We start from the raw sequence: 19,539 nt of genomic DNA on the forward strand, positions 1-19,539 counted from the left end.
AAAGGTGAAGCGAATACCGGCTATAAAAAAAGCGCTCTGAGCTGGGCAAGCTTCCCCAGGCGAGCGCCTTCAATTTGGGTTTTGCAAAACGCCATTTTACCGGATTTCACCCCGGAAAGCCGAGAAATCGTCGGCCTGATGTCAGTTGATCACTACAAAAAAGACAAGAAAGCCAAGGATTCCACTAAATCTCTTTGCGGCAAGCCCCATTTATCCTCATAGTCTATCCTTGCCAGGTACAAACCATCAGGCATAAATGTAGGGGCTGCAATTTCACGGTTCTTGCTGAGCAACACCTCTCCCATCCATTCCGGCTCTCTTTTGCCGGTACCGACAAAGATCAGGGAACCAACGATATTCCTGACCATGTGATGCAGGAAGGCGCTGGCGCGCAAGGTGAAGATAATCATTTCACCCTGGCGCTGTATACGTATCTCATACATGTGCTTAACCGGGGTTTTAGCCTGACAGCCAGAGGCACGGAAAGCAGAAAAATCATGCTCGCCCAACAGGTGCGAAGCGGCGGCGCGCATACGCTGTACATCAAGTGGACGAAAAGTCCAGCCTGCCCTCCCACTCCACATGGGTGAACGGATGGCGGCATTATGCAAAATATAATGATAAGTACGGGCGCGGGCACTAAAACGCGCATGGAAATTGTCTTCAGACTCAGGGTCCATCGGCAATTCTTTCGCCCACTGAACAGCAACAGAGGCGGGTAAAAAGGCATTCACGCCATTCACCCAGGAATAAGACTCGCGCACCAGTTCGGTATCAAAATGGACGACCTGCTCAATACCATGTACGCCAGCGTCAGTGCGCCCGGCGCAAGTGGTTTTGATGTCACTTTTGCTAAATTGTTGCAAAGCCCGTTCCAACGCGTCTTGCACGGTGTTACCAGAAGGCTGCGTTTGCCAGCCTTGCCAGGAATTACCGTCGTACTGCACACCTAAAACTAATCGTTTCAACACAATGCGATTTCCAAAAAACAAAACGGGCGCCAGCATGCGCTGCGCCCGTTATGACTACGACAAGACCATTAAGCCATTTGAGCTATCATGGACTTGGCTCTTTCTACCTGATCAGTAGTACCGCCCTTGAGTACTTCATCCAGCAATTCGCGGGCACCTTCTTTATCACCGATTTCATGATAGGCAACTGCCAGATCCAGCTTGGTTGCCATTTCAGCATTGTGCGCCGGAGCCTCTTCTGCTGCGGGTGACGCAGGTGCTGCACCCGGATCCAGATCAAGGTCAATACCGGACAAATCAAATTCAAAAGCAGACATGGCATCCGCCTCAGCTTTTTGCGCTGCCAGCTCAGGCAATGGTGTCTCTGCAGACTCTCCAGCCAGGGATGCTGCCAACAGATTTTCATCCAATTTTTCATCTGGTGGCAAGATATCCAGAGACAAATGATCTGCTGCCGGTTTGTCCGCCGCGAAATCTATATGACCCAAATCCAGCTCGAACTTCTCAGCTTCTGGCTCTGCTGCAACGACGGGGGCCGCCTCTGCCACCACATGAGCAGGTGCAGGCACATCATCCTTGCTGCCAAAATCAAAGTCTATCGTACCAAAATCGACTTCTGGTGCTGCAGCAGGCTCTGCGGCTGGCGCAGCATGGGCAACAGGCTCAGGAATTTTTGGCACTTCTGGTTCAGGAATAGCCGAGATGTCGAGATCAAAATCCAGCGCATGCTCATCCATCGCCGCTTCTTCTGCAATGGCATTGGCTTTTGCGGCACCGCCATCACGCTGGGCTGTGTCAATGATACTGATCGCTTCCAGCATGTCCTGGGACAGGGAATTGGCCAGCAGTGCCTCGGGATCGAGATCTTCCAATGGTTGCGTACCAGAACCCAGACCAGATGCAGCAGCCATGTCAGCTTTGGCTTTACCACCAGCGTACAGAGGATTGCCTGGTTCCAGCACGATACCCATGGAGGCGGCTTGCGCCCAGTCATCACCCTCGCCACTGGTCATGCCATACAACTCACTGGCCAGACGCTCAAAGGTTTTGGCATCTTTACGGCCAAAATAAATTTCCAGCAATTTGACCCTGACCGCGTGGCGGTCTGGCTGTGTACGCAAAGCTTCTTTCAGGATTTCTTCTGCCTGAGAATCACGGCCATAGGCGATATACACATCGGCCTCAGCAACAGGATCAACTTCATTGGCATCCAGCTGGCTCGCAGATGGTGCAAAATTGGAGTTGAAAACGCTGTTATTCGTATCAACACTCTGACCACCGGTAGAGCCAAACATGGAGTTGGCCTTCATGCTGGAACCGGTCAAGATGCTGTCTTCAAAGTGCTGCAATTTTTTCTTGCGCTGACTGGTCCAAATACCAATACCACCCAGGATACCTATTAAAGCTATGCCTCCTAGCAACAGATTGTCTGAAATAATATCAAAGAAACCAGGCTCGGGAGGTGGTGGCGGAGGTGGCGGTGCCGTTATCTTGCGCTTGACCGGTGGTTTTGGCGTAGCAACAGAAGCTGCGGACGCTGCAGCGGTTGGCGTGCTAGCTGGTGCTGGCGCACTTGCCTGCGCGGAAACAGATGCCGGAGCAGACGCTAGCGCTGAAGCCGGTGCAGGTGCAGGTGCAGGTGCAACTACGGGAGCGGACGCTACACTTGCCAACGCTGGCGCAGGTGTTGATGCTGGAGCTGGGGCACTTGCCTTGGTTTCAGGCTTAGCCTTGGCCAACTCTGCCTGCTTGGCTGCCAGCTCCTTGTTTTTGATTTCTATCTTCTGCGCTTCGAGCAAGCCTTTGAGGTCAGTGACGTTTTTCTCAAGTTCTTTGACGCGCGCATTGGCTTCTTGCGCTGCCCTTTCCTTGGCGAGCTTATCTTCTTCACCGCCCTTGCCTGAGGTACGTGCAGAAGCAGGTCCAGCCTTGGACAATTTCAGTTTATCTGGCGAATCAGTCGTCGCGCTTGGGACTTCTTTTACCTTGGCAGTAATCTTGCCGGCACCACTTTGTTTGGTGGACGGTGCTTTTTCTGCTGGAGCATCTGCCACCTGACCTGCCAGTTTGTTGCGGTAGGCATTGAAATCAGCGGCGTGCGCTACCACAACTGAGTGGGCCTCATTGGTGTTGCCTGCACTTGTGTTGGCAGAAGCAGCGTCCGGCACGGTCAGTATCTGGCCGGATTTCAGGCGATTCATGTTATTACCGGCAAAAGCCTGTGGATTGGCGCGGTAAATACTGACCAGCATCTGATCCAGGGAAACGCCTTCAGCACGATAACTACCGGCTATCTTGCTTAAAGTATCACCAGCCTTGACCTGATATTCGCCGGCGGATTTGATTTCCTTGCCGGCTTCAGCGTTTTTTGGCGCTGGTGACCTGTCATTTCTTAAACCAGGATTATTTGCAATCGTATTTGAACGGGTGTTTTTGGCTGCATTGGATGCAGACGTATTCTGTGGCTGGTTAGCAACAACAACGGGATTACTGACTTGCGCAGATTGACTGTTTCGCAACTCAGCGGGGTCCAGCAAGAAGGTGTATTCTCTCAGCAGCTTACCATTGGCGGAGTTTAACTCCAGCAGCATATCAACGAAAGGTTCGTTCATTGCCTGCGATGAGCTAATGCGGATGACGTAATTCGCACCGCGCTGCTCAACTGCAAAACGCAGTGACAATAATGCGACATTAAAGTCTATGTTCGCCTGTTTGAAAGCTTCCTGGGATGCCAGCCTGGGCACCAGGGAATCGATTTCTTCCTTGGCGGGAGAGGTAAGTTCTACCTCTGCGCGCAAGGGTTGCCCAAGAGCGGAAAGTACGGTCAGCTTACCGAGACCGGTAGCATGCGCACTGGACAACATGAACAAGGACGAGGCTACAGCAACACTTAACGCCTTGCGTCCCACGGTAATCACAGACGATTTTTTTTGATTATGCATTTTGTCAGACATATTGGGAATTTTTGGCGAACAAAGTCCGCTGGGTGACGCTTTACACATTGCTTAGCGACTCGTCCTAATGTTTCACATTAACATTACAAACATTGCCACGCAAGCTTAACGCGATTTATCACAGTGGTAAATACATTAAGAACCCTGAAGTGCAAGGATATCGCATAAATGTTGTTGCCAAATGACAAGTGAAAAATAATCGCCAAAATCCTAATTGTTTATTTATTAAAATTAATTCCAAAAAAGACAACAAATTAGATTTTTCTGGAGTTTCAAAAACAACAAGGGGGCGTTAAACGCCCCCCTATATTCTACAACAAGTTTTAACAATTACTTTAAAACATCAAGTTTTGCTGAGTTTTTAGTCAATCAGAATGCGCAGCATACGACGCAGCGGTTCTGCCGCACCCCACAATAATTGGTCACCCACGGTGAATGCACCAACATACTCCGGGCCCATCGCCAGTTTGCGGATACGGCCAACCGGAATAGTCATGGTACCAGTAACAGCAACCGGTGTCAGATCACGAATACTGGCTTCGCGGGTATTTGGTACAACTTTTACCCATTCATTGTCAGCAGCGATCATGGCTTCGATATCTGCCAGCGGCACGTCTTTTTTCAGTTTGAATGTCAAAGCCTGGCTGTGGCAACGCATGGCACCAATACGCACGCAGAAACCATCGACCGGAACAGCGGCTGTACCAAATCCTTCGCCCTGACCCAATATCTTGTTGGTCTCGGCCATGCCTTTCCATTCTTCCTTGGACATGCCGTCGCCGAGATCCTTGTCTATCCAGGGAATCAGCGAACCACCCAGTGGTACGCCAAAGTTGGCAGTTTCATCGGCAGTCAAAGAACGTTGCTTGGCAATGATTTTACGGTCGATTTCCAGAATCGCGCTTTTCGGGTCATCGAGCAGTGAACGAACTTCTGCATTCAAAGTGCCATATTGCGTCAACAGTTCGCGCATGTGCTGGGCACCGCCGCCAGATGCTGCCTGGTAAGTTTGCGTACTCATCCATTCAACCAGGCCTGCCTTATACAAAGCACCAACACCCATGAGCATGCAGCTGACTGTGCAATTGCCGCCTATCCAGTCTTTTTGACCATTGACCAGAGCTTGCTTGATCACAGGCAAATTCACCGGATCCAGTACGATGACAGCATTTTCATTCATGCGCAGACTGGACGCAGCATCAATCCAGTGACCGTTCCAGCCACTAGCGCGCAATTTTGGGTAAATTTCATTGGTGTAGTCACCGCCCTGGCAGGTAATAATAATTTCGCACTTCTTGAGCGCATCAATATTATTTGCGTCTTGCAAGGTCTTTTCATTTTTCGCCATTGCAGGGGCCGCGCCACCTGTATTGGACGTTGAAAAGAACACGGGTTCAATATGATCGAAATCACCTTCTTCCTGCATGCGTTGCATCAGGACAGAACCCACCATACCGCGCCAACCTACCAGACCTACCAGTTTCATCATTTTTCCCTAAAATTTTGCAGGACGTCCCTGCCCTTCACGAACAAATAGGATTTATGCAAAATTGTCCTAGCAAGGCTTTGCGACAAAGACAGTACTTTAGTACGACTAGTCGCTGCAACGCAGCTGGGGCGGTTTTGCGTAAGGACTAAATTAACTCAATGCCTGCAATACGGCTTGTCCCATCTCGCCAGTACCAACCTTGGTGGTACCTGCCTCATAAATATCAGGAGTACGCAAACCCTGCGCCAGGACTTTCTTGACCGCATTTTCTATGCGATCTGCCTGCTCTGCCTTATTCAGCGAGTAACGCAACATCATGGCCGCAGACAAAATAGTCGCCAGCGGATTGGCTACGCCTTTGCCTGCGATATCTGGAGCTGAACCATGTGACGGTTCATACAGACCCTTGTTATTTGCATCCAATGAGGCCGATGGCAGCATGCCGATGGAACCAGTCAACATGGATGCCTGGTCAGACAAGATGTCGCCAAACATATTGCCGGTGACGATAACGTCAAATTTCTTGGGTGCGCGCACCAGTTGCATGGCGGCGTTATCGACATACATATGATCCAGCGCCACATCCGGGTATTCTTTATGCACTTCAGTGACGATGTCTTTCCAGAACTGGAAAGTTTCCAGCACATTGGCTTTATCGACGCTGGTCAGACGCTTGTCGCGCTTTTGTGCAGCCTGGAAAGCCACGTGGGCAATACGGCGGATTTCTGACTCAGCATAACGCATGGTATCAAAACCTTCGCGCTCACCTTTGAATGGGCCATCAGGACATACGCGCACACCGCGTGGCTGACCAAAATAAATATCGCCGGTCAATTCGCGGATTATCAGGATATCCAGACCAGAAACCACTTCTGGTTTTAATGTCGATGCACCTGCCAGCTCTGGGTACATGATGGCTGGGCGCAGATTGGCGAACAGCTTGAGGTTTTTACGCAAGCCCAGGATAGCTTGTTCAGGACGCAAGGGGCGATCCAGAGTGTCATATTTCCAGTCGCCGACTGCGCCAAACAAAACGGCATCGGCTTCCAATGCCAGTTTCAGCGTCGCTTCTGGCAAAGGATGGCCAGATGCTTCATAGCCTGCGCCACCTACTGGTGCGGTTTCCATTTCAAAAGACTCGCCCAGCGCATTCAACACCTTGACTGCCTGCTCAACAATTTCCGGACCTATGCCGTCACCCGGCAAAATAGCAATTTTCATATTCTCAACAAATTAATTTAGATAGCTTATTTTTTAGCGTATTTTTAAGCAAATTCAGATGACTTAGATAGTATTGGCGAGCCAGGGTTGCGCTGCTATATGGCGCTCTTCAAAAGCCCGTATCTTGTCAGACTGGCGCAGGGTAAGTCCAATATCATCAAGGCCATTGAGCATGCAGTATTTGCGGAATGCGTCAATATCAAAACCATAGCCGGCACTGCCATTACTGGTGCGCACAACTTGCTGTTCAAGATCGACGATCAGACGATAACCAGGGAAAGCCTTGACTTCATTGAACAATGTATCGACTTGAGCCTCGCCCAGGACGATAGGCAGCACGCCGTTTTTATAGCAGTTATTAAAGAAGATATCTGCAAAGCTCGGGGCAATAATCGCGCGAAAGCCAAATTGCTCCAAAGCCCATGGCGCATGCTCGCGCGAAGAACCGCAACCGAAATTTTTACGTGCGAGCAAAATCGAAGCACCCTGATAGCGCTGCTGGTTCAGCACAAAATCTGGATTCACAGGACGCTTGCTATTGTCCATGCCAGGTTCGCCATGATCGAGATAACGCCATTCATCAAACAGATTGGGGCCAAAGCCACTACGTTTGATGGATTTCAAGAACTGCTTGGGGATAATGGCATCGGTATCGACATTAGCCCTGTCCATGGGCGCAACCAGGCCATCGAGTAAAGTAAATTTTTCCATGTTGTTGCTTATTTTTTACCTACATTCTCGACTGCTTCACCAGCCTTTTTAACGTCTTTGCCTATACCTTGAACGGTATTACATGCAGTCAGCACCAGTGCGCACATCGCCAATACAAATATCTTTTTCATGTCATCTCTCCTAGCAAATTAAGATAATCCACGTACATCTATAAAATGTCCTGCTACACCTGCGGCAGCTGCCATTGCGGGTGATACCAGATGAGTGCGGCCACCCTGCCCCTGACGGCCTTCAAAGTTACGGTTGGAAGTGGAAGCGCAGCGCTCACCCGGCTCCAACCTGTCGGCATTCATGGCCAGGCACATGGAGCAACCTGGTTCGCGCCATTCAAAGCCAGCAGCTTTAAATATCTGATCCAGGCCTTCACGCTCAGCCTGCTCCTTGACCAGACCAGAGCCCGGCACCACCATCGCCAGTTTGACATTTGATGCGCGATATTTGCCACGCACCACGGCAGCTGCTGCACGCAAATCTTCTATGCGCGAATTGGTGCAGGAACCGATAAATACTTTATCAATGCGGATATCAGAAATAGCCGTATTCGGTTGCAGCGCCATGTAGATCAGGGCTTTTTCTATCGCATCACGCTTGACTGCATCTTTTTCCTGCTCAGGATCAGGTACACGGCTATCTATTGCCACCACCATTTCAGGTGAGGTACCCCAGGTGACTTGCGGTTTGATTTCGGCAGCATTCAAGGTCACGACCATGTCGAATTTGGCACCGGCATCCGTGTGCAAGGTTCTCCAGTATTCGACTGCTCTGTCCCAGTGCGGGCCGACGGGTGACAAGGGACGGCCTTTGACATAGTCAATAGTAACCTGATCCACCGCCACCATACCGGCACGCGCACCAGCTTCAATCGCCATATTGCAAACCGTCATGCGGCCTTCCATCGACAGGCTGCGAATGATTGAACCAGCAAACTCAATCGCATAACCAGTACCACCAGCAGTGCCGATTTTACCAATCACCGCCAGCACGATATCTTTAGCTGTCACGCCGACAGGCATGGCGCCATCAACCTGTACCAGCATGGATTTGGATTTTTTAGCGATCAGGGTTTGTGTCGCCAGCACATGCTCAACTTCAGATGTGCCTATACCATGCGCCAGGCAGGCAAACGCACCATGGGTCGATGTATGCGAATCACCACAGACGACTGTCATGCCCGGCAAAGTTGCGCCCTGCTCCGGCCCGATAACGTGAACGATGCCCTGGCGTTTGTCTGCCATGCCAAAATAGGTTAAACCATATTCTTTGGCGTTGGCGTCGAGCGTTTCTACCTGCAGACGTGAAATCGGGTCATCAATACCATTGACGCGGTTTGTCGTTGGCACATTATGATCTGCCACCACCAGATTGGCGGATAGTCGCCACGGTTGGCGTCCGGCCAGCTTCAAACCATCAAAGGCTTGCGGGCTCGTGACTTCATGCAACAAATGGCGGTCTATGTAGAGAATTGCAGTGCCATCGTCTTCGGAATGGACTACGTGGGATTCCCATAATTTATCGTAAAGCGTTTTAAGCATAATCTGAAGCCTGGAAATAAGTCATTGGTTCTTGCTACATCCTGTACTGCATCTTTTTTTCGCATTTGATTATGCCACAATTGTGCAACGCAAAACCAACCCTCACGCCAAATTGGTGCATGAAAGTTTCAGTATAAATGCAGGAGTTTGATGAAAATCGCCAAATTTTCATCTGGATTCCGATGGTATTTTGGAAAATTACGAGTGAATATTTTGGAATAGAGCAACAAAAACAGCGTGCAGAATTGCACAGACGATGACAGGGCAAGGCATTCACAAATCACTCAACAGGAACGCACCAAAGCTGCGCCCCCAGTGTAGCATGATCCCGACTAAACCCAGAGAAAGGTGAATGGTGACCTGGTATCAGGCACCCAGCTTGACATCACCACATTGCGCCCTGTGGCGCAGGGCATGGTCCATCAGGACCAGCGCCAGCATGGCTTCCGCAATCGGGGTGGCGCGGATGCCAACGCAGGGATCATGACGACCAAAAGTTTCCACCATGACAGGATTACCGTCTTTATCGACTGATCTTCTCGGGGTACGGATTGAAGATGTAGGCTTGATCGCAATTGAAACCGTAATATCCTGACCAGTAGAAATGCCTCCCAATATGCCGCCGGCATTATTGCCAACAAAACCCTCAGGCGTCAGTTCATCACCATGTTCAGAGCCGCGTTGTGCAACTGAACGGAAGCCTGCACCGATCTCCACACCCTTGACTGCATTGATACCCATCATTGCATAGGCGATTTCTGCATCAAGTTTGTCATAGATAGGCTCACCCAGACCAACTGGTACATTAGAGGCCACGACATCGATTTTGGCACCGATGGAATCACCATCTTTGCGCAAGGCATCCATGTAATCTTCAAGTTGCTGTATCAATGCAACATCAGTCGTTGGTGCAAAGAACGGGTTAGTTGACGCATGTTCCCAGGCTTGAAATGGAATGACAATTTCACCCAGTTGACTCATACCGCCATGAAACACTGTCCCATATTGCTGATGCAACCACTTTTTTGCGATTGCTGCGGCACCAACAACGGGCGCAGTCAAACGTGCAGAAGAGCGCCCACCGCCACGCGGGTCGCGAATGCCGTATTTATTCCAGTAAGTGAAATCGGCATGCCCTGGACGAAAAGTTTCGGTGATGTTGCCATAATCCTTACTGCGCTGGTCCTGGTTGCGGATCAGCAGGCCTATCGGCGTACCTGTCGTCTTGCCCTGATATATACCGGACAGAATTTCCACCGTATCAGGTTCCTGGCGCTGGGTCACATGGCGCGATGTACCGGGGCGGCGGCGGTCAAGTTCTGGCTGTATGTCTGCTTCAGACAATTCCATGCCCGGAGGGCAGCCATCAATCACGCAACCGATAGCTGGACCGTGGGATTCGCCGAAGGTTGTAACAGTAAACAAGGTGCCAAAAGTATTACCGGACATATTATTTCGAAAATGAGAGGTTAGACAGAATAAATTCCATTTTACCAGTGAAGCGCCCAGTACAGAATTTAGCCTCTGTATGATGTAGCAAAAGATTTCACTATTTTTCGCACATTCCAGTCAAATTCAGGGCATTTTTATCCCCGCTCGGGTGAATCTTGTTTTATTCTTACCAATGATAAATATTTGAAGCTTGGCTCCCGATACTTTTAATGTCATAGTTCCGCAAGGAACCAATTTTGCAGTGCCCTTACCATACGATATGCCAAGCATGGAGCCGCATTACAGATGAATTCAACGATCCACTCTTCTGAAGATGATCTGGTTTTCCTTGATGAACCAGACAGCGACGAAACTGCGGCGGCTTCGCGGCCTGCGCAGACTTGGCGGATCATGATTATTGATGATGATCCGGATGTCCATTCCGCCACAACCTTTGCGTTGGGTAGCCTGGAGATCCAGCACCGCGCCCTGAGTTTCCTGCACGCGTATTCCGCCGCAGAAGCCCGCGACATCCTGAAAAATGAAACTGATATTGCCATTATCCTGCTGGATGTGGTCATGGAGCAGGAGGACGCCGGCCTGCAACTGGTCAGTCATATCCGCAAGACCCTGGGCCTCACTGATGTCAGGATCATCCTGCGTACCGGCCAGCCAGGCTATGCGCCAGAAATCGATGCGATACGCGATTACGACATCAATGATTACAAAACCAAATCAGAACTGACCCGCACCAAGCTATATACCGCCGTCACCTCGGCCATACGCTCTTACGAACAGATTTGCGCCATCAGTGCCAGCAGGCGCGGCCTGGAGATGATTATCCATGCCAGCACCGAATTGATGGCACTGCAGGGTCTGCAAAATTTTGCGGCCGGAGTGCTTGTGCAGATTGCCGGCTTGTTAGGACTCAATACAGAGGGATTCGTTTGCGCCCGGCAGGTACCGGTAGAGTTACAGGAAGAAAGTGATGACCTGTACATTATCGCCGCCACCGATATGTACCTGGGCAGCCTGAACAAACCACTAGAGCAATTGGACAACCATGCAATTGGCGATATCGTCACACGCTCGCTGGAAGCCCGCCAAAGTGTGTTTGAAGCAGAATCGACCGCACTCTACTTCAACAATGTCGCACAAAAGGATTTCACGCTCTACCTCAACACCGGCCTGCATCTGAATGAGATGGACAAGCGCCTGCTGGGTGTGTTTTGCGGCAATGTATCTGTGGGTCTGGACAATGTTATGCTGACTTCACGTCTACATAACTACGCCTTCTATGACCCGCTGACAGGCCTGGCGAACCGCCTCAAGCTGCTGCAGACCTTGAATGAGACGCTGATGACCTCACTCAAAAACCACAGTTCACTGTCGCTCATAGATATCGACCATTTTGCCGAGACCAATGATGCACTTGGTCATCAGTTTGGTGATCAGCTTCTGTATTCCGTTGCGCAAAGACTGGTTGCCAATTTTGGTGAGCATTGCCAACTGGCAAGGGTTGGCAGCGATACTTTTGCCTTGCTGGGCGACGAAAGCCTGGTATGCCCGGATAAGATCCTGGCTTTGTTCAACTCCCCCTTCGACGTCGATCAACAAGACGTTCAGCTTTCAGCGACCATAGGCCTGATCAAGCTTGATGATTATGAAAGCGATGGCTCAGAAGCCCTGAAAGACACCAATATTGCCCTTAAGCGCGCCAAGATGAACCGTAGGGGTGGTTATGAATACTTCACCCGCAATATGGGGGTGGAGATACGCGAACGCGTCTTGCTCATGCATGCCCTGCGTGCGGCATTCGAGCAAAAAAAATTATTTCTGGTTTTCCAGCCCCAAATTGACATGCGCGATGGACGCGTACTTGGGGCAGAAGCCTTGTTGCGTTGGAAAACCGATGAAGGCAAATTCATCCCGCCGGATCAGTTTATTCCCATCGCCGAATATTCCGGCCTGATTGTCGATATCGGTGAATGGGTCTTGCGTACCGCCTGTCTTGAACTGGTGCATTTGCGCAGCCTGGGTTATACCAATTTCCAGATGGCCATCAATGTCTCACAAGTTCAGTTTTCACATCCCTTGTTCATGCAATCACTGAACAAGGCCTTGGCAGATACCCAGGTGCCGCCGCAATATGTGGAACTTGAAATTACTGAATCCATGGCCATGAAAGACCCGGAATTGCTGATCAAGACCCTGCACCAGATCAAGCAACTGGGCATGAGCATCTCGATTGATGACTTTGGTACCGGCTTCTCGTCACTGAGTCACTTGCAAAAACTCGATGTAGATAAATTGAAAATTGACCGCGCCTTTGTCAATGAAATCCAGAAAAATCCAAATGAAGGCAGTATTGCCAAAATGATTGTTCAGCTTGGCAAAAACCTCGGGCTGTCCATTATTGCCGAAGGTGTGGAAAGTGAAATGCAGGCAAACACCCTGCTTTCTTACGATTGCCATATCGCCCAGGGTTATCTGTATTCCAAACCCCTGACCCGCGATGATTTGCATGCCTGGCTGGCAAGCAGATAATCCCATTGCATGCAACAGGCCGGATTTTGTGGCCTGACGCGTGCAGCCAGACACCCACTCTTGCTACTCCCTGCGCCAGTAACCATGCATACTAAATGTGGCATTTTCCATTCTGTCCTGCATTTTTTGCAGACTGTCGCAAGTCACTATCAAAGCCAGCACGATTTCCCTACAGTATCAACATGGACTGAAAAGTCGCCAGCAGCCTGTGCATGACATATGGCTGAAATGTCAGGGACAACCGTTAAAAGAGAAGCATCATGAATAATACCAACGCAGACACGATCAAGCAGCTCATCGCCGACCTGATGGCCTGGCTTAGCAAAAGCTTTGACACAACGGCAGCCTGGGTGACCAAATTATCCTGGTGGAAGTTTTTCTTGTTTGCCATTATCACCATCACTGCGGGCAGCATGCTGCAGGACATGCTGTTCACGTCCCAAGAAAATATCGTCATCAAAAAAAGCAACCCATCTGGCAAATCCAGCAAGGCAAAAAAAACCAGCAAGATCAGCGATGGTGATACCAGCATAGAAATAGACAATACTGGCCTGCGCATCCGCAAGAACAATACCGATGGCAAGGGTAAGTTCATAGAAATTGATGAGAATGGCATTCATATCAATAAAGATAACGGCATTGCGCCACCTGCTCCACCGGCACCACCATCTGCCCCTGCAGCACCGAATGCGCCGTCTGGCCCCGAGGCGACAACATCACCAACACCCCCGACCCCGCCATCCATCTCTGACAGCGATGACATCCACATCAAATTACCCGCTGAAATAGCCAAGCAGATCAGCGAAGAGATCAATGATGCAGTTGCCGATGCCGCCGATGAAGAAGTACGCAGTTTTAAGCGCACGTCCTCCAAATGGTTTATCAATTTCGTGGTCTTGCTGGTATTTGGTCTGTTTGGCATGAAAGCCTTGATGAGTGGCAAAGTACGCGCCGAAGAAAAAGCCAAGGAAGCTGGTATGACGGCCGAGCGCGAATCCCTGCTACGCCAGGTCAGTGAAGCACAGATGCAAATGATGCAGGCACAGGTAGAGCCGCATTTCCTGTTCAATACCCTGGCCTCGGTTGAACATCTGATAGAAACCGATCCTCCACGCGCAGCCGCCATGCAGCGCAGCCTGATTGCTTACTTGCGTGCTGTCTTGCCACAAATGCGTGAAAATGCCAGCGTGACCAATTTGGGCCGGGAAGCGGATATGGTCAAATCTTATCTGGAATTGCTGAAAATGCGCATGGAAGAAAGACTGAATGTCGATTTCATCATGCCTGAAGGTTTGCGCAGTGCCTCTTTCCCACCAATGATGTTGCAGTCGCTGGTCGAAAACGCCATCAAGCACGGCCTGGAATGCAAGGCGGAAGGTGGCACCATACGCTTCCATGCCGAGGTTGCGCATAACAAGTTGCGTGTCTCTGTGACGGACAATGGACTGGGATTTGGCGCCATGCCCAGCAACGGTACCGGACTGGGATTGCAAAATATACGTGAACGCCTGAAATTGATTTACAAAGAAAAGGGTCAAATGATCATTACCCCTAATCAACCCAGTGGAGTTTGCGTTACTATAGAAATCCCTTACGAATTAGCCAACTAGATTTCAATTACGCTGACCATGCCTACTGCCATAATTGCTGATGATGAAAGACTGATGCGCGACCAGTTAAAGTCGCGCCTGGAACAGGTCTGGCCCGAGCTGGAAATTCTGGACGAAGCCAAGAATGGTGAAGAAGCCGTCACCTTGGTAGAAACACATAAGCCAGACCTGGCTTTTCTCGACATACGCATGCCGGTCAAGACCGGACTGGAAGCCGCCAAGGACATAGGCAACAAGGCGCATATCGTATTCATTACTGCTTATGACCAATATGCGATACAGGCTTTTGATCATGGCGCAGTTGATTATGTTTTGAAGCCCGCAGATGTAGAGAGGCTGACGCGCACCGTAGAAAGACTCAAGGCCAGATTAACTGCTCAAAGCCAGCCCAACGACATGAGCAGCATGCTGTCGCAACTGGCCAAGCAAATGGGCATCAGCCCCAAGCCAAATTATCTGCAATGGATACAGGCCTCGATAGGCCAGGAATTGCGCCTGATACCAGTAGAGGAAATTCTGTTCTTTCAGTCTGATGAAAAATATACGCGGGTACAGACAGCCACTTATGAAGCGTTGATACGCAAGCCTGTACGCGACTTGGCAGATGAACTCGACCCCGCCCTGTTCTGGCAAATCCACAGATCGACCCTGGTGAATGCCAAAGCTATTTCAGGCGTGGTGCGCGACCTGCGTGGCCGCCATCTGGTGCAGATCAAAGGGCTGACAGAAAAGCTGGAAGTCAGCCGCAGTTTCGTGCATTTATTTAAACAGATGTAAGCGTAAGCGCCCAAGAAAAAACGCCTCAGTTCATGTGAACTGAGGCGTTTTTTTATACATCAATATTTTTCACTACAGGATATGTCTGCCTATCCACCACGCGATGGCTGCCACAAAAGCAGAAGCCGGGATTGTCAAAATCCATGCCCAGACGATATTGCCAGCAACGCCCCAGCGCACTGCAGACATTTTTTGCGCTGAACCTACACCAACGATCGCACCAGTAATGGTGTGCGTTGTTGATACAGGAATACCAAGTACAGTTGCCATGATCAGGGTGATGGCACCACCTGTTTCGGCACAAAAACCACCGACAGGTTTGAGCTTGGTGATTTTCTGACCCATGGTCTTCACGATACGCCAGCCGCCAAACAAAGTACCCAGGCCGATAGCTGCATAGCAGGAATACACTACCCAGCCCGGTGGGCCTTTATCAGCTTCGCTGGAGTAACCCGCTGCAATCAACAGCATCCAGATAATACCCATGGTCTTTTGCGCATCATTACCACCGTGGCCAAGGCTGAAAACAGAAGCCGACACCAGTTGCAGACGGCGGAACCATTTATCCACTTTTCTTGGTGTCGATTTAACGAACAACCAGGAAACGATCAGCATCATCACAGAACCCAGCACAAAGCCCAGCAATGGTGACAAGACGATAAACAAAATGATCTTGTACAGACCTGCTGCAATCAGGGCGCCAGTACCTTCTTTGGCTACTGCAGCACCAATCAAGCCGCCGATCAGGGCATGGGAAGACGATGAAGGGATACCAAAATACCAGGTCACCAGATTCCAGAATATCGCCCCGACCAAAGCACCAAAGATCACATAGTGATCGACAATGACAGGATCAATCGTGCCCTTGCCTATGGTTTTGGCTACTGACAGATTAAAAACGAAAAAAGCAAAAACATTGAATAAGGCAGCCATGGCTACCGCCTGGCTAGGCTTCAATACCCCTGTCGAAACAACGGTTGCGATTGCATTTGCGGCGTCATGGAAGCCGTTCATGAAATCGAATAACAATGCCAGCACCACCAATAAGATGACGACGTGCAGGCTCATATGAAAGGATTGCATAAAAGTGAATTCCCTTGTTCGCTCTCTGCATTGACAGAGAACTGTTAAGCGTCAATTAAGCGTCAAAATAAAAAAGTCAGACGCTTAAGCGTTCTCAACAATAATGCCTTCTATGATATTGGCAACATCTTCACAACGATCCGTCACTGTTTCCAGTATTTCGTAGATCGCTTTAAGTTTGATCAGATTGCGGACATCAGGTTCATCGCGGAACAGTTTGGACATGGCAGCACGCATGACGTGATCCGCATCCGATTCCAGGCGGTCGATTTCTTCGCACAAGGCCAGGATTTCACGGGAGTTATCCATGTTATGCAACAAGGCCACAGCGGCCCTTACTTTTTCAGCGCAACCCAGGCAAAGTTCAGCCAGACGCTTTGCTTCTGGTGTGATTTCGCGGATATCGTACAGAGAGATAGTCTGACCAGCATCTTCCAGCAAGTCCAGAATATCATCCATACGTGTGATCAGTTTATGGATGTCATCACGGTCCAGTGGTGTGATGAAGGTTTTGTGCAACAATTCTATCGTATTGTAAGTGACAGTATCGGCCTGCTTTTCTATGCTCTCTATCGCGTGAACACGGATCTCCAGGTCATCAAAGTTCGTCATTAGGGCAACCATTTCTTTGGAGCCTTTGACACATAACTCAGCATGTTGATTGAAGAGTTCAAAAAATTTGCCCTCGGTGGGCATCAAGCGTCCAAACATTTTATTCTCACTGAAAATATAAGATTTCTAGAATTGTCCAGGAAAGTGCATGCATACAAACATGCCTGGCAACACTGTTCTACATTTAAGTCTTTACAACACCACTTCGTCTCTACCAAACAATCAATATCAGTTCATACTTTTTTCAATATTATTCGTTATCACCAAACACGGACAAATGACCGACATAGTTATCGAATTTGGTGTACTCACCCAGGAAAGTCAGGCGCACACTACCAATAGGGCCGTTACGCTGCTTACCAATAATGATTTCTGCCGTGCCCTTATCAGGTGAATCCGGGTTATATACCTGGTCACGATAAATAAACATGATGACGTCAGCATCCTGCTCAATCGCACCCGATTCGCGCAAGTCAGACATGACTGGGCGTTTATTTGGTCTTTGCTCCAGAGAGCGGTTCAACTGGGATAAGGCAATCACTGGACAATGCAGTTCTTTTGCCAGACCCTTCAAGTTACGGGAAATTTCAGAAATCTCAGTCGCACGGTTTTCACCAGCAGAGTTGGCTGACATCAATTGCAGGTAATCGACAATCACCAGGCCTAGTTTGCCACACTGGCGCGCCAGGCGGCGTGAGCGTGCACGCAACTCAATTGAACTCAGCGCTGGTGTTTCATCAATGTACAACTGTGCATCATTCATTTTTTGTATCGCATGCGTCAGGCGGGGCCAGTCTTCATCAGTCAGCTTGCCGACCCGCAGGCGGCTTTGATCCAGACGGCCTACCGAGCCCAGCATACGCATCGCCAGCTGGGCGCCGCCCATCTCCATGGAGAACACTGCGACTGGCAAACCACTGTCTATTGCTACGTTTTCACCGATGTTCAATGAGAACGCGGTTTTACCCATGGAGGGACGTCCCGCCACAATCACCAGATCGCCCGGCTGCAAGCCTGAAGTCATTTTGTCCAGATCAACAAAACCGGTAGGTACACCGGTAATATCGTTCTGGTTGTCGCGGTTATACAATTCATCAATGCGCTCAACGACTTGTGTCAACAAGGGCTGGATGGCCTGGAAACCTTGCGCCCCGCGCGCGCCCTCTTCGGCAATCGCGAAAATCTTGGATTCCGCCGCGTCCAGCATCTGCTTGACCTCTTTCCCTTGGGGGTTGAAGGCATCTCCTGAAATCTCATCTGCCACGGTAATCAGCTTGCGTAAGACACCGCGGTCGCGCACGATCTCTGCGTAGCGGCGTATATTCGCAGCCGAAGGTGTATTCTGCGCAAGTGCGTTAAGGTAGGTCAGGCCACCGGCATCTTCTGCCTTACCCACACCATTCAGTGCTTCATACACAGTGATGACGTCAGCAGGACGCGAAGAATTGATCAATTTGACCATGCACTGGAAAATGATCCTGTGGTCATAACGATAAAAATCTTCTTCGTTGATGAAGTCGGCAATACGATCCCAGGCGGCATTGTCAAGCAGCAAACCTCCGAGAACAGATTGCTCTGCTTCTATGGAATGAGGGGGGACACGCAAGGCATCAAGTTGAGGATCAGAACCAGCTTTCATGGCGCGCATTATAACCGTTAAATCAAACTATCAGAACGTCCCAACATGGAGAAATGAACCAGTTTGTGACAAGTTTGTGACAAATAGCCAAATAGCCCAAAATTCAGCCATCGACATAAAAAAAGCCGGGAAAACCCGGCTTTTTTTTGAATTTGCCAAGACAGCAAATTAAGCGTGTTCGCCTACTACTGCAACATTAACGTCAACAACAACGTCAGTATGCAAAGCAACGGAAACACTGTGCTCGCCAGCGATCTTCAACGGACCTTGTGGCAAACGTACTTGTGCTTTTTCTACTGCGAAACCTTGTTTAGTCAGGGCTTCAGCGATATCAGCATTAGTGACGGAACCAAACAAACGGCCATCTACACCAGATTTTTGTGTGATTTGTACGGTCAGACCGGACAGTTTTTCGCCTTGAGCTTGAGCTGCTGCCAATTTGGCTGCTGCTGCTTTTTCCAGTTCAGCGCGTTTTGCTTCGAATTCAGCAACTGCAGCTGTCGTAGCACGACGAGCCATACGTTGTGGAATCAAAAAGTTACGTGCATAGCCGTCTTTAACGCGAACTACATCACCCAGATTGCCGAGATTAACGACTTTATCCAACAGAATAACTTGCATATTTTTCTCCTTTACCTTGTCGTCAATTACGCTGTGTGCAAATCAGTGTATGGCAGCAACGCGAGGTAACGTGCACGTTTGATTGCAGTGTCAACTTGACGTTGATACAGCGCTTTTGTACCGGTCAAACGTGCTGGCATGATTTTGCCGTTTTCTTGCACGAAATCTTTCAGTGTGTCGATGTCTTTGTAGTCAACTTTTTCTACATGTGCTGCTGTGAAGCGGCAGAATTTTTTGCGTTTGAACAAAGGGTTTTGTTGTTGACGCTTTTGCTTCAATTTGCTTTTGTCGAATTTTTTACCGAATGCCATTTTTGGCTC

The 19,539-nt window shown here is 49.6% G+C and carries 16 protein-coding genes; 3 read left to right on the forward strand and 13 right to left on the reverse strand.

From position 1 onward, the window contains the following. Positions 1 to 152 precede the first annotated feature (152 nt). From truA to aroC, 8 genes are all read right to left on the reverse strand, one after another. Positions 153 to 968, reverse strand: coding sequence for a tRNA pseudouridine(38-40) synthase TruA (truA, locus tag ACO0LL_RS17565; protein ID WP_422952182.1), 816 nt, complete (start codon positions 966 to 968; stop codon positions 153 to 155). A 71-nt stretch (positions 969 to 1,039) separates the two neighbouring features. After that, the gene (locus ACO0LL_RS17570) at positions 1,040 to 3,913 is read right to left on the reverse strand and encodes a FimV/HubP family polar landmark protein (RefSeq protein ID WP_422952132.1); all 2,874 of its coding nucleotides are present in this window, start codon (positions 3,911 to 3,913) and stop codon (positions 1,040 to 1,042) included. A gap of 373 nt (positions 3,914 to 4,286) precedes the next feature. Next, the gene (asd, locus tag ACO0LL_RS17575) at positions 4,287 to 5,414 is read right to left on the reverse strand and encodes an aspartate-semialdehyde dehydrogenase (protein ID WP_422952133.1); all 1,128 of its coding nucleotides are present in this window, start codon (positions 5,412 to 5,414) and stop codon (positions 4,287 to 4,289) included. A gap of 150 nt (positions 5,415 to 5,564) precedes the next feature. Then, positions 5,565 to 6,635: a 3-isopropylmalate dehydrogenase gene (gene leuB / locus ACO0LL_RS17580; RefSeq protein ID WP_422952134.1), complete on the reverse strand. Its 1,071-nt coding sequence runs from the start codon at positions 6,633 to 6,635 to the stop codon at positions 5,565 to 5,567. A gap of 63 nt (positions 6,636 to 6,698) precedes the next feature. After that, positions 6,699 to 7,346 carry a 3-isopropylmalate dehydratase small subunit gene (leuD, locus tag ACO0LL_RS17585; protein WP_422952135.1) on the reverse strand — a complete coding sequence of 216 codons (648 nt, stop codon included), beginning with the start codon at positions 7,344 to 7,346 and terminating at the stop codon, positions 6,699 to 6,701. 8 nt (positions 7,347 to 7,354) lie between these two features. Then, positions 7,355 to 7,477, reverse strand: a complete 123-nt coding sequence (locus tag ACO0LL_RS17590) for an entericidin A/B family lipoprotein (protein ID WP_162040888.1) — start codon at positions 7,475 to 7,477, stop codon at positions 7,355 to 7,357. An 18-nt stretch (positions 7,478 to 7,495) separates the two neighbouring features. Next, on the reverse strand, positions 7,496 to 8,899 hold the full coding sequence (gene leuC, locus ACO0LL_RS17595) for a 3-isopropylmalate dehydratase large subunit (RefSeq protein WP_422952136.1): 1,404 nt from the start codon (positions 8,897 to 8,899) through the stop codon (positions 7,496 to 7,498). A 366-nt stretch (positions 8,900 to 9,265) separates the two neighbouring features. Further along, positions 9,266 to 10,348, reverse strand: coding sequence for a chorismate synthase (gene aroC / locus ACO0LL_RS17600; RefSeq protein WP_422952137.1), 1,083 nt, complete (start codon positions 10,346 to 10,348; stop codon positions 9,266 to 9,268). Between the two features lie 288 nt (positions 10,349 to 10,636). Between aroC and ACO0LL_RS17605 the strand changes: the two genes are divergently transcribed. The 3 genes from ACO0LL_RS17605 to ACO0LL_RS17615 all read left to right on the forward strand — a co-directional run bounded on the left by ACO0LL_RS17605 (position 10,637) and on the right by ACO0LL_RS17615 (position 15,264). Next, entirely contained in the window at positions 10,637 to 12,877 is a 2,241-nt protein-coding gene (locus ACO0LL_RS17605) for a GGDEF/EAL domain-containing response regulator (RefSeq protein WP_422952138.1), read from the forward strand. A gap of 260 nt (positions 12,878 to 13,137) precedes the next feature. Then, the gene (locus ACO0LL_RS17610) at positions 13,138 to 14,487 is read left to right on the forward strand and encodes a sensor histidine kinase (RefSeq protein ID WP_422952139.1); all 1,350 of its coding nucleotides are present in this window, start codon (positions 13,138 to 13,140) and stop codon (positions 14,485 to 14,487) included. Positions 14,488 to 14,505: 18 nt separating this feature from the next. Then, positions 14,506 to 15,264, forward strand: a complete 759-nt coding sequence (locus ACO0LL_RS17615) for a LytR/AlgR family response regulator transcription factor (protein WP_422952140.1) — start codon at positions 14,506 to 14,508, stop codon at positions 15,262 to 15,264. A 72-nt stretch (positions 15,265 to 15,336) separates the two neighbouring features. Here the strand turns inward: ACO0LL_RS17615 and ACO0LL_RS17620 are convergent, their stop codons facing one another. The 5 genes from ACO0LL_RS17620 to rpsR all read right to left on the reverse strand — a co-directional run bounded on the left by ACO0LL_RS17620 (position 15,337) and on the right by rpsR (position 19,530). After that, positions 15,337 to 16,347, reverse strand: a complete 1,011-nt coding sequence (locus ACO0LL_RS17620) for an inorganic phosphate transporter (RefSeq protein WP_422952141.1) — start codon at positions 16,345 to 16,347, stop codon at positions 15,337 to 15,339. 84 nt (positions 16,348 to 16,431) lie between these two features. Then, on the reverse strand, positions 16,432 to 17,058 hold the full coding sequence (locus ACO0LL_RS17625) for a DUF47 domain-containing protein (RefSeq protein ID WP_422952142.1): 627 nt from the start codon (positions 17,056 to 17,058) through the stop codon (positions 16,432 to 16,434). Positions 17,059 to 17,209: 151 nt separating this feature from the next. After that, positions 17,210 to 18,598 (reverse strand): replicative DNA helicase, encoded by a 1,389-nt coding sequence (locus tag ACO0LL_RS17630; protein WP_422952183.1) that lies wholly within the window; start codon positions 18,596 to 18,598, stop codon positions 17,210 to 17,212. 168 nt (positions 18,599 to 18,766) lie between these two features. Next, positions 18,767 to 19,219, reverse strand: coding sequence for a 50S ribosomal protein L9 (gene rplI, locus ACO0LL_RS17635; RefSeq protein WP_110252961.1), 453 nt, complete (start codon positions 19,217 to 19,219; stop codon positions 18,767 to 18,769). A gap of 26 nt (positions 19,220 to 19,245) precedes the next feature. Continuing rightward, positions 19,246 to 19,530 carry a 30S ribosomal protein S18 gene (gene rpsR, locus ACO0LL_RS17640; RefSeq protein ID WP_110252960.1) on the reverse strand — a complete coding sequence of 95 codons (285 nt, stop codon included), beginning with the start codon at positions 19,528 to 19,530 and terminating at the stop codon, positions 19,246 to 19,248. Between the last annotated feature and the right edge of the window lie 9 nt (positions 19,531 to 19,539).

The sequence above is a fragment of the Undibacterium sp. TC4M20W genome, from assembly GCF_049340245.1.
GTDB lineage: Bacteria > Pseudomonadota > Gammaproteobacteria > Burkholderiales > Burkholderiaceae_D > Undibacterium.